This is a genomic window from Micromonospora sp. I033, from assembly GCF_053890995.1.
This window is the reverse complement of sequence record NZ_JBSSLX010000203.1, coordinates 1-10,673: the sequence shown is the minus strand read 5'-3', so window position 1 is coordinate 10,673 and position 10,673 is coordinate 1. Positions and strand designations below refer to the sequence as shown.

Annotated in this window: 10 protein-coding genes; 8 read left to right on the top strand and 2 right to left on the bottom strand. The window is 74.4% G+C overall.

Annotated elements, in window-relative coordinates; all coding sequences use genetic code 11:
• The coding region (locus ACW0Q9_RS25175) for a DUF559 domain-containing protein (RefSeq protein WP_456185352.1) at positions 1-897 on the top strand (897 nt) is incomplete at its 5' end.
• A gap of 64 nt (positions 898-961) precedes the next feature.
• On the opposite strand, the gene ACW0Q9_RS25170 is transcribed toward ACW0Q9_RS25175, so the two are convergent.
• The gene (locus ACW0Q9_RS25170) at positions 962-2,269 is read right to left on the bottom strand and encodes a D-arabinono-1,4-lactone oxidase (protein ID WP_456185350.1); all 1,308 of its coding nucleotides are present in this window, start codon (positions 2,267-2,269) and stop codon (positions 962-964) included.
• A gap of 226 nt (positions 2,270-2,495) precedes the next feature.
• Here ACW0Q9_RS25170 and ACW0Q9_RS25165 point away from each other — a divergent pair, with 226 nt between their 5' ends.
• Positions 2,496-3,071: a TetR family transcriptional regulator gene (locus ACW0Q9_RS25165; protein WP_456185356.1), complete on the top strand. Its 576-nt coding sequence runs from the start codon at positions 2,496-2,498 to the stop codon at positions 3,069-3,071.
• Between the two features lie 117 nt (positions 3,072-3,188).
• Here ACW0Q9_RS25165 and ACW0Q9_RS25160 read toward each other — a convergent pair whose 3' ends face one another.
• Positions 3,189-4,397 carry an amino acid deaminase/aldolase gene (locus ACW0Q9_RS25160; RefSeq protein ID WP_456185348.1) on the bottom strand — a complete coding sequence of 403 codons (1,209 nt, stop codon included), beginning with the start codon at positions 4,395-4,397 and terminating at the stop codon, positions 3,189-3,191.
• 308 nt (positions 4,398-4,705) lie between these two features.
• Between ACW0Q9_RS25160 and tmk the strand changes: the two genes are divergently transcribed.
• The 6 genes from tmk to ACW0Q9_RS25130 all read left to right on the top strand — a co-directional run bounded on the left by tmk (position 4,706) and on the right by ACW0Q9_RS25130 (position 10,616).
• On the top strand, positions 4,706-6,772 hold the full coding sequence (gene tmk / locus ACW0Q9_RS25155; protein WP_456185354.1) for a dTMP kinase: 2,067 nt from the start codon (positions 4,706-4,708) through the stop codon (positions 6,770-6,772).
• Positions 6,769-8,058, top strand: a complete 1,290-nt coding sequence (locus ACW0Q9_RS25150) for a DNA polymerase III subunit delta' (protein ID WP_456185346.1) — start codon at positions 6,769-6,771, stop codon at positions 8,056-8,058. The genes tmk and ACW0Q9_RS25150 overlap by 4 nt, the downstream gene beginning before the upstream one ends.
• Before the next feature lie 125 nt (positions 8,059-8,183).
• The gene (locus ACW0Q9_RS25145) at positions 8,184-8,513 is read left to right on the top strand and encodes a YbaB/EbfC family nucleoid-associated protein (RefSeq protein ID WP_456185344.1); all 330 of its coding nucleotides are present in this window, start codon (positions 8,184-8,186) and stop codon (positions 8,511-8,513) included.
• Between the two features lies 1 nt (position 8,514).
• Positions 8,515-8,820 (top strand): hypothetical protein, encoded by a 306-nt coding sequence (locus ACW0Q9_RS25140; protein WP_456185342.1) that lies wholly within the window; start codon positions 8,515-8,517, stop codon positions 8,818-8,820.
• A complete protein-coding gene (locus ACW0Q9_RS25135; protein ID WP_456185340.1) occupies positions 8,820-9,488 on the top strand; it encodes a hypothetical protein in 669 nt (222 codons plus the stop codon). Before ACW0Q9_RS25140 ends, ACW0Q9_RS25135 begins: the two co-directional genes overlap by 1 nt.
• 288 nt (positions 9,489-9,776) lie before the next feature.
• The gene (locus tag ACW0Q9_RS25130) at positions 9,777-10,616 is read left to right on the top strand and encodes a PSP1 domain-containing protein (protein ID WP_456185338.1); all 840 of its coding nucleotides are present in this window, start codon (positions 9,777-9,779) and stop codon (positions 10,614-10,616) included.
• Positions 10,617-10,673 lie beyond the last annotated feature (57 nt).

The window sequence follows — 10,673 nt, the reverse complement described above, 5'->3', positions numbered from 1 at the left end:
TTGACCTGGTTGCTCTTTCGGCAGGACGACGTGATCTCCCTGGCGCAGGCGCGGGAGCATCTGACCCGCAAGGCGATCCGGCACCGGGTGGCGACCGGTCGCTGGCGGCAGGTGCACCGGGCGGTCCTGGTCGCCCACAGCGGTCCGATCGGCCCGGCCCAGCTGCGATGGATCGCCGTGCTGGCCGCCGGGCCCACCGCGCTGCTCGGCGGGCTCACCGCCGCCCAGGCCGGCGGCCTGCGCGGGTTTCCCGACCGGGTCGTGCATCTGCTGCTGCCGGCTGCCCGTCGTCGTGCCCCGCTGCCCACGGCTGTCCGGGCGCACCGGACGAGCCACCTACCGGACCGGGACGTGCTGCCGCTTGGGCAGCCGCCCCGGACGGCGGCGCCCCGGTCGATCATCGACGCGGCTCAGTGGGCGCCTGACGACGGGCAGGCCCGAGCCATCGTCGCGGCGGCCTTTCAGCAGCGCCTGGTGAGCGGGGACGACCTGCGCGAGGTCGTCGACCGGATGCCGCGCCTCCGTCGGCGCCGGCTGATCCTGGCCGCCGCCGCGGACGCCGCTGGTGGCGCCCACTCACTGGCCGAGCTGGACCTGCTGAGCCTGGCCCGCCGAGCCGGGCTGCCCGAACCGACCCGGCAGAAGGTCCGGCGGGACGCGGCCGGCCGTCGTCGCTATCTGGACGCCTACTTCGAGGAGTGGCGGGTGCACGTCGAGGTGGACGGTGGCCAGCATCTCGACCCCGCGCACGCCTGGGCGGACATGCGCCGGCAGAACGATCTCTGGGTGGAGGGCGACCGCATCCTCCGCTTCCCCTCGTGGGCTCTCCGCGCAGACCCCGAGACGGTCGTCGCCCAACTCCGCACCGCCCTCCAGGCCGCCGGTTGGCGCGGCTGACGGCTCGCCGAGATCTTGGAAGGAAAGCGCCCTCATAGGGCCCCTTCCTTCCAAGATCCTCAGGTCAGGCGCCCAGCACCTGGTTGAGGTAGGGGTTGGTGAAGCGGTTGTCGGGGTCCAGGCGCTTGCGGACCGCCAGGAAGTCGGTGAACTTCGGGTACGCCGTGGCCAGGGACTCCGCGGTTCGCCAGTGCAGCTTGCCCCAGTGGGGGCGGCCGCCCAGCTCCGTGGTGACCTCCTCGAACGCGCGGAAGTAGGGTTCGTACGGCATCCCCACGTACTGGTGGACGGCGACGTACGCGGAGTCCCGCCCGTACCCGTGGGAGAGCCAGATGTCGTCGGCGGCGGTGAACCGCACCTCGACCGGGAAGAGCACCTTGAACGGCAGCCGGTCCACGATCCGCCGCAGCTCGGCCAGCGCGGTGGGCAGGGCGGCGCGCGGGAGCGCGTACTCCATCTCCACGAAGCGGACCCGGCGCGGGGTGCAGAAGACCCGGTCGGAGCGGCCGGTGTAGGTGCGTTCGGTGAGCGCCCGGGCGGAGATCGCGCTGATCCCGGGGGCGAGCGCCGGCACGGCGCGGCCCAGCCGGCAGGCTCCGGCGAAGACGGTGTTGGAGAGAAACTCGTCGTCGAGCCAGCCGCGCCAGCGGGGCAGCGGCCGGTCGTCGGCGGGCACCCGGTCGTTGGCCTTGACCTGCACCCGGTCGGTGTACGGGAACCAGTAGAACTCCGCGTGGTCGTGCCGTTCGACGAGGCCGGGCAGGTCGTCGAGCACGGCGGCGAGCGCCGCGGGCCGCTCGTGGGCGCGGAGCACGAAGGCGTCGACGCAGCGCAGCGTGACCTCCACCAGCACGCCGACCGCGCCGAGCCCGACCCGGGCGGCGGCGAAGACGTCGCGGTGCTCGTCGGCGGAGCAGCGCAGCACCTCGCCGGTCCCGGTGACCAGCGTCAACGCGGTGACGAAGGTGGACAGGCAGCCGAGCTTCCCGCCGGTGCCGTGGGTGCCGGTGGAGAGCGCCCCGGCGATGGTCTGCGCGTCGATGTCCCCGAGGTTGGGCAGCGCCAGGCCGTGGCCGGCGAGCAGGGCGTTGAGGGTGTGCAGGGTCATTCCGGCCGGTACGGTGACCAGGCGGCGAGCGGGGTCGACGGTGACCCCGGTGTCCAGGTCGGCGAGGTCGAGCCGGTGGCCGTCGGCGACGGCGGTCCCGGTGAAGGAGTGTCCGCTGCCCACCGCCCGGATCGTCCGGCCGGTGTCGGCGGCGTGGCGGACCGCCTCGGCGACCTCCTCGACGGTGCGGGGGCGCACCGTGAGGGCGGCGGTGCTGCGCTGGTTGCCGGCCCAGTTGGACCAGGCGGCTGGCGTGCCGACCATGGGACGCTCCTCGACGTGAATATGAACTGACTTCATATCAGGAACGTTGTACCTGGTAAATACCGCAATCGAGCCCGGCTCGTTGTACCGGTAGTCACAGACTCGTGACGTGCAGATATGTTCATCCGTCGAAGGGGGGTGGCGCCGAGTGTCCACACCAGCCGCCACGACCGGGCCGCTGCGTCGGGTACCGGTGCAGGGTCGAAGTGTCGCGCGTGTCCAGCGGATGCTGGACGCCTGCGCCGAGCTCGTCGACGAGGTGGGGTACGAGGGCTTGACCACGACCCTGCTCGCCGAGCGTGCCGAGGTGGCGATCGGGTCGGTCTACCAGTTCTTTCCGGACAAGCGGGCGATCGTGCAGGCGCTGACGCTGCGCACGATGGAGTCCTATCTCCAGCGGCTCGACGAGCGGTTCGCCTCGACCGACCTGACCCACTGGTGGGACGGCGTCGACGCGGCGATCGACGAGTACATCTCGATGCACCGCACGGTCCCGGGCTTCCGTACCCTGCACTTCGGCGACGTGGTCGACGTGCACCTGCTGGACGAGCAGCGGGACAACAACGGGGTGATCGCCGATCAGCTCGCCCGGGTGCTCACCGAGCGTTTCGGTCTGGCCGGCGTACCCGACCTCCGGTTCCACCTGGAGGTCGCGGTGGAGGCGGCCGACTCCCTCATCAAGCTGGCGTTCCGCCGGAAGACCGAGGGCGACGAGCGGGTGCTCGTCGAGGCGAAGGCGCTCATCCGGGAATACCTGCACCGGCAGGTCGACGCCCGGACGGAGGCCGTCCAGCAGGGTTGAGCAGCGCGTCACCGCCCTGGTGCCGGCGGTGACGGCAAGGTGCGATGCCCGGGGTGCGACCGGGGCAGGACGACGAGCGGCGGGTTCCCGAGGTGCGCCGGGGCCCGCCGTCACCATCTAGAGGAACGCGTGGCCCTCGCCGCGGTAGGTCGGCACGGTGGCCACCACGCTGTCGCCGTCGACCAGGTGCACCTCGTTGACGTGCTCGCACAGCTCGCCGGCCTTCGCGTGGCGGAACCAGACCCGGTCGCCGATCCGCAGGGCGGTCGCGACGTCGCCGGCCAGCGGCGTCTGCACCTCGCCCGCGCCCTCCGCGCCCAGCAGCTTCAGCCCGGCCGGCAGCCACGGCCGGGGGAGCCGGCTGTCCGCGGCCGGGCCCGAGGCGATCCAGCCGCCGCCGAGCACGGTCGCCAGCCCCGGCCCCGGGCGGCGGACCACCGCGCAGGCGAAGAAGGCCGCCGGGGTCGGCCGCCAGGCACGGTACGCGTCGAAGAGCGTCGGCCCGAACAGGCCGGAGCCCGCGGTGACCTCGGTGACCGCGGGGTCGGCGCTGGTGGCGGCCACGCTGCCGGTGCCGCCGCCGTTGACGAACTCCAGGTCGGCGTGCTCGCGTACCGCGGCCACCGCGGCCGCCCGGCGGGCCAGCAGTTCCCGGTACGACCCGCGCTGGGTGACCCGGATGGCCGTGCCCAGCACCGCCTGCCCGGGCGGGGCGTCGCCGAGGCCGGCGATCTGCGCCTCGTACGACATCAGGCCGACCAGCCGGAAGCCCGGCCGCCCGGCGACGGTGGCGGCGAGCGTGCCGGCCGCCCCGGCGCTGTGCACCGGGGACCGCCGGACGCCGACGTGCACCCGGCCGCCGAGGGGTCGCCAGGAGGCGTCCAGTTCGAGGCAGACCCGCAGTGCCGGCCGGCGCCCGGGCGGGCAGACCTGGTCGACCAGGTCGAGCTGCCCGGCGTCGTCGACCATGAGGGTCACCGCGTCGGCGAGCGCCGGGTCGGCGGCCAGTTCGGCGAGCGCCCGCCGGTCGGCGGTCGGATAGGCGACCAGCACGTCGTCACTGACGCCGCTGCGGGCGAGCCAGAGCGCCTCGGGGAGGGTGAACGCCATCACGCCGTGCCAGCCGGGCCGACCCAGCGCCCGGGTCAGCAGCTCGCGGACCCGGACCGACTTGCTGGCGATCCGGACCGGCTTGCCCGCGGCCCGGTCGACCAGCGCGTCCGCGTTGGCATCGAAGGCGGAGAGATCGACCACCGCGTACGGCGGGTCGAGGTGGGCGGTCGCCCGATCGAGGCGATCGCGAAGTTTGTCTCGGTCGGTGGCCACGTCTGCACGCTAACTGTCTGGACGGCAATGCGAAATACCCTCGCGTCTGTCCGGGCTGCGGGTGGTGGTCCCGGCGGCCTAGGCTCGGCGAGCAGGCGAATGTCGCGGAGGGGGACGCATCTCGCCGCGACTAGAGTGTTCCACCGGGGATGCCCAGCTCTGGGCCGGCACGTGGAGGTACGGCCATCGAAAGCCAGAACAACGGCGAGTCGCCCGGCGTGTCGTCGCCGTCGGCGCAGGCCGACCGCTCCGGGGCCGCCGCCATCCGGTCGGTGCTGCGCATCCGGCCGTTCCGCCGGCTGTGGATCGTGCTCGGCGCGGCCTCCTTCGGCGACTGGCTCGGCCTGCTCGCCACCTCGGTCTTCGCCGCCTCCCAGGTCTCCGGCAGCACCGCCAAGGGTGCCGCCTTCGGCACGACCATCGCCATCCGGCTGCTCCCCGCGCTGCTGCTCGGGCCGGTGGCGGGCGTGTTCGCCGACCGGTTCGACCGGCGCTGGACGATGGTCATCTGCGACGTGCTGCGCTTCCTGCTCTTCGCCTCCATCCCGCTGGTCGCCCTCACCGGGGCCGGCAGCGGACTGGTGGTCAGCTGGGCGCTGGTGGCCACCTTCCTGATCGAGACGGTCACCCTGATGTGGATCCCGGCCAAGGAGGCCGCGGTCCCCAACCTCATCCCGCGCGCCCGGCTGGAGAGCGCCAACCAGCTCACCCTCATCACCACGTACGGCCTCACCCCGATCGCCGCGGCCATCGGCCTGGCGGTGCTCGACCGGAGCATCCGCGGGGTCACCGGCGGCGAGATGCCGTCCTGGGCGGAGCCGGCACAGCTCGCCCTCTGGTTCAACGCGCTCTCCCGGCTGGCCACGGCGATCGTGGTGGCCGTCGGGATCAAGGAGATCAGCCAGGCGCAGGCCACCGAGCGGGAGCGCACCGAGCAGAGCATGACGCGCCAGTTCACCGAGGGCTGGCGGTTCATCGGCCAGACGCCGCTGGTCCGCGGCCTCGTGCTGGGCATCTTCGGCGCCTTCGCCGGCGGCGGCATCGTGATCGGCACGGCGAAGTTCTTTGCCGCCTCGCTCGGCGCCGGTGACGCCGCGTTCTACCTGCTCTTCGGCGCCATCTTCATCGGCCTGGCGATCGGCATCGGGGCCGGCCCGATGATCGTCCGGGACATGTCCCGGCGCCGCTGGTTCGGCATGAGCATCGTGCTGGCCAGCGCCTCCGTGCTGGTGCTCGCCTTCGCCATCCACCTGTCCATGGCCATGCTCGGCGCGATCCTGGTCGGCGCGGGCGCCGGCATGGCCTTCCTGGCCGGCACCACGCTGCTCGGCGGCGAGGTCGCCGACGAGGTGCGCGGCCGGGTCTTCGCGGTGGTGCAGATCGGCACCCGGCTGGTGCTGATCCTGGCCATCGCGCTGAGCAGCCTCCTGGTCGGCGTCGGTGGCTCGCGCCAGCTCACCATCGCCGACCTGGGCATCTCGGTCTCCTCGACCCGCCTGCTGCTGCTCGCCGCGGGCGCCGCCGGCATCTTCGCCGGGATCAGCGCCTTCGGCCAGATGGACGACAAGAAGGGCGTGCCGGTCCTGGCCGACCTCTGGGGCTCGATCCGGGGCCGCCCGCTGATGCCGGCGGAGCCCTTCGTCTCCAGCGGTCTCTTCGTGGTCTTCGAGGGCGGCGAGGGCGCCGGCAAGTCCACCCAGCTCGCCGCACTCGCCGACCGGCTGCGCGGGCAGGGCCGGGACGTCGTGGTCACCCGGGAGCCGGGCGCCACCGGCATCGGCGAGCGGATCCGCTCGCTGGTGCTGGAGACCTCCGGCGACGAGGCCCCGTCGCCGCGCTCCGAGGCCCTGCTCTACGCCGCCGACCGGGCGCACCACGTCGCCACCGTCGTCCGGCCGGCCCTGATCCGTGGCGCCGTGGTGATCAGCGACCGGTACGTCGACTCGTCCCTGGCGTACCAGGGGGCCGGGCGGACCCTGCCGGTGCAGGAGGTCTCCTGGCTCTCCTCGTGGGCGACCGGCGGGCTCAAGCCCGACCTGGTGGTGCTCCTCGACGTCGACCCGCGCACCGGCATGTCCCGGGTCGACTCCCGCAACCAGGGCGCCGACCGGCTGGAGGCCGAGTCGCTCGCGTTCCACGAGCGGGTCCGGTACGCCTTCCTCGACCTGGCCGCCGCCGACCCCAAGCGCTACCTGGTCCTCGACGCGAGCCGCCCGGTCGAGGAGATCGCCGCGGCGGTCGCCCGGCGGGTGGACGAGTTCCTCGTCGACCCGGCCGCCATCGTGCACCCGCGCCCGGCCCAGGGCCCCGACACCACGGTCCAGCCCGAGTTATCCGACGCGGAGCTGGTGACGATGGAACGCCCGCCACGATGACGGACGTCTTCGCCGACCTGGTCGGGCAGGACGAGGCGGTGGTCACGCTGCGCCGGGCCGCCGCCTCGGCCGCCGCCGTGCTGCGGGCCGCCGCCCCGGTGTCGGCCGGCGGAGCGGGCCCGGCCGGCGACGACGCCCTCGACGCGCTCGCCGAGGAGTTCGACGAGCCGACCCCCGCCGGCCCGGAGGGGGCCGATCCCGGCGCCGGGATGACCCACGCCTGGATCTTCACCGGGCCGCCCGGATCCGGCCGGTCGGTCGCCGCGCGCGCCTTCGCCGCGGCGTTGCAGTGCGTGCACGGCACCGGCTGCGGCCGCTGCCCCGGCTGCCACACCACGCTGGCCGGCACCCACGCCGACGTCCGCCTGGTGGTGCCCGAGGGGCTCTCCATCGGCGTGAGCGAGATGCGGGCGCTGGTGCTGCGGGCGGCCAGCACGCCGTCCGGCGGCCGGTGGCAGATCGTCATCATCGAGGACGCCGACCGGCTCACCGAGGCCGCCGGCAACGCGCTGCTCAAGGCGATCGAGGAGCCGCCCCCGCGTACCGTCTTCCTGCTCTGCGCCCCCTCCACGCACCCGGACGACATCTCGGTGACCATCCGGTCGCGGTGCCGGGTCGTGCCGCTGGGGCAGCCGCCGGCCGGCGCGGTGGCCGAGGTGCTCGTACGCCGGGACGGCATCGCCCCCGACGTGGCCGAGTGGGCCGCCGCGGCGGCGCAGGGACACGTGGGCCGGGCCCGGCGGCTGGCCCGCGACCCGGAGGCCCGGCAGCGCCGTGACGCCGTGCTCGCCGTGCCGCGCCGGCTGACCGGGGTCGGTGCCGCGTTCGACGCCGCCTCCGCGCTGATCGAGGCGGCCGAGGCGGAGGCCGCCGCGTCGGTGGCCGAGGTCGACGAGGCGGAGAAGGCCGCGCTCCAGACCGCGCTCGGCGCGGGCGGCACCGGCCGGGGCGCGGCCGGCGCCATGCGGGGCGCCGCCGGGCAGCTCAAGGACCTGGAGAAGCGGCAGAAGTCGCGGGCCACCCGGGCCCAGCGGGACGCGCTCGACCGGGCCCTGGTCGACCTGGCCGGCTTCTACCGGGACGCGCTGACCATGGCGCTGCGGGCGCCGGTCGCGCCCGTGCACACCGACACCGCGGCGCTCGCCGGGGCCGGTGCGCAGAAGTGGGACGCCGAGGGGGCGCTGCGCCGGCTGGAGGCCGTGCTGGAGTGCCGGGCGGCGATCGAGGCGAACGTCAAGCCGCGGATCGCGGTGGAGGCCATGATGCTCGCCCTGTGGAAGGGCTGACCACCACCCTGCAACGTTGTCCACAGGGCATCGACAGGCTTTGTTGACTGCGGTACGGTCCGGTGTGGCCGCGGTGACGATGGCGGCACGCTCAGTGACGAGGGTCAGCCGGGAGGAGTCCGCCGATGCCGCGGGGGGAGATCGACGAGGCCTGGATCGAGGAGGCGGTCCACCGCTACCGCCGCATAGAGACCCTCCAGGCCGAGTTCGACCAGGCGGTGTCGACGGTCGAGGTCACCGTCCGCTCGCCGGACGGCCTCGTCGAGGTGGTGGTGACCGCTGGCGGGCGCATCACCGACGTGCGCTTCCTCGGCCCGCTGCACCAGCGCAGCCCCCGGGACGTGGCCGGATCGGTGCAGGCCGCGGTCACCGCCGCCGCCGACGCCGCACAGTGGGCCCGGGAGAAGCTGCACAACGAGACCTTCGCGGCCTACCGGCCGCTGGCGGGAGCCTGACATGGACACGCTGCGCGCGCTCGCCGACCGCCTCGACGAGGCCGGCGCGACCCTCGCCACGCTGGCCCGCACGGTGACCGCCACCGACCCGCCCCACCCCGCGTTCGGCGCCCAGGCCACCGGCCGGCCCGGCGAGATCGGCCGGGCCCTGCACCGGCAGTGGACCGCGGCCACCGGCGACCGGGCCCGCGAGGCGCAGGCCGCCGCCACCCGGCTGGCCGCCGCCGCGGCCGCCCTGCGCAGCGCCGCCGACCGCTACTCCGCCACGGACGAGTCCGTCGGGCGGCGGCTGGCCCGGGAGGCCTGATGGACGCGCTCGACCGCCTCGCCGAGCCGGGTCTCGACCTGCTCGTCCGGGTCGACGCGCTGCTCGCCGCCGGCGCGCCCGAGGGGCACCGGCTCTGGCCGCTGCTGCGCCGGATGCAGGTGCTTCCCGGCGCGGCCGTGCGCGAGTTCCTCGACCTGCATCCCGCGCCTCTGGCCGGCGCCGGGCACGCCGTGCGCCGGCTCGTCCGGGGCTACGACGACACCTGCGCCATGCTCGCCGACCCGGTCGCCTGGTCCGGGCCGGCCGCCGGGGCGTACGACGAGGCGCGCGGCGCCCTGCTCCGCCACCTCGACGAGGGGCCGGAGAGCCTGGTCGGGCGGCTGGAGTCGACCGCCGGCTACGCCGACGCGCTGGCCGACTGGGTGGAGGGCAGCCGCGTCGCGCTGGCCCGGGCGCTGGCCGAGGTGCTGCGCTCGGCCGAGGCGGTCACCGTGCACGCCGCCACCCGCCCGGGCGCTGACGCCGGCCGGTCCGGAGCGCTCGCGGCCGCCGAGATCGCCACCCGGGTGCTGGGCGTGCTCGGCGTGGCCTACGACGGCGCGGAGACGCTGCTGCGCCAGTGGGCGCCGAGCCTGGCCGAGACGACCTGGCGGGACCGCACGCCGACCGCACCCCACTACGGCGGCGCCACGCGGATCGGGCACTGACGGGGGCTGGCAGGTCCACGGCGTCGCACGCCGAACCGGCCGTGGCCGGGCTCCGGCGGCGACGCCGTGGCCTTCCCCTGCACCCCCCGCAGGTATGGCTTCACTCAACGCGGTCGACCGCCGTTTGTCCCGTAGCTGACTCATGTTTCAGCCGTCCGGGCGAGGATCAACGACACGAGGGGTCGGGATCGATTGGGTCGAGTCGACAATCATGGATCGCTGCGCCGGGTGACCGGACGGCGACGGGCGGCCGGGCCGGAGCCGCCCGGAGGTCGTAGGGTGGTGGGCATGGGCATGCTCTGCGCGGTCAGCTTCAACCGGTACGGGCGCCTCTACTACCTCGACCCCGGTGAGCTGCGTCCCCAGGTGGGCGACAAGGTGCTGGTGCCCACCGACGAGGGGCCCGAGGTGGCCGAGTGCGTCTGGGCGGCGCAGTGGGTCAGCGAGGAGACCAGCGGCTTCCCCCGGCTCGCCGGCCTGGCCGGGGAGGACGACCTCCGCCGTGACGAGCTGCTGCGCCGGCGCAAGGCCGACGCCAAGGTGGCCGCCAAGCGGCTCATCCGCGAGCACGGCCTGCCGATGAAGGTGGTGGCGATCGACCACGTCTTCGCCACACCGGAGACCGGCAGCGACCGCACCACCGTCTACTTCACGGCGCCGCACCGGGTCGACTTCCGGTCTCTCGTGCGCGACCTGGGGGCGACCCTGCACTGCCGGGTCGAGCTGCGGCAGCTCTCCGCGCGCGACTCGGCGCGGGTGCAGGGCGGGATCGGCTCCTGCGGGCGGGACCTGTGCTGCGCCACCTTCCTCACCGACTTCGAGCCGGTGACCATCCGGATGGCCAAGGACCAGGACCTGCCGCTCAACCCGCTGCGCATCTCCGGCGCGTGCGGCCGGCTGATGTGCTGCCTCAAGTACGAACACCCGCTCTACCAGCGGTTCCAGGAGTCCGCCCCGGCGATCGGCAGCCGCGTCTCCACCCCGGAGGGCGACGGCAAGGTGGTCGGCCACAGCGTCCCCCGTGACTCGGTGACGGTCCGCCTGGACGCCGACGGCTCCCGCTGCTCCTGCAGCCGCGCCTCGGTCTGCGCCCCCCGCCAGGCCCACGACCAGCACTACTCGTCCTGACCCGCTTTGCGCTGTTGATCAAGAGGTTTGCGTCAGGAATCGCGTGCCTTCCCGACG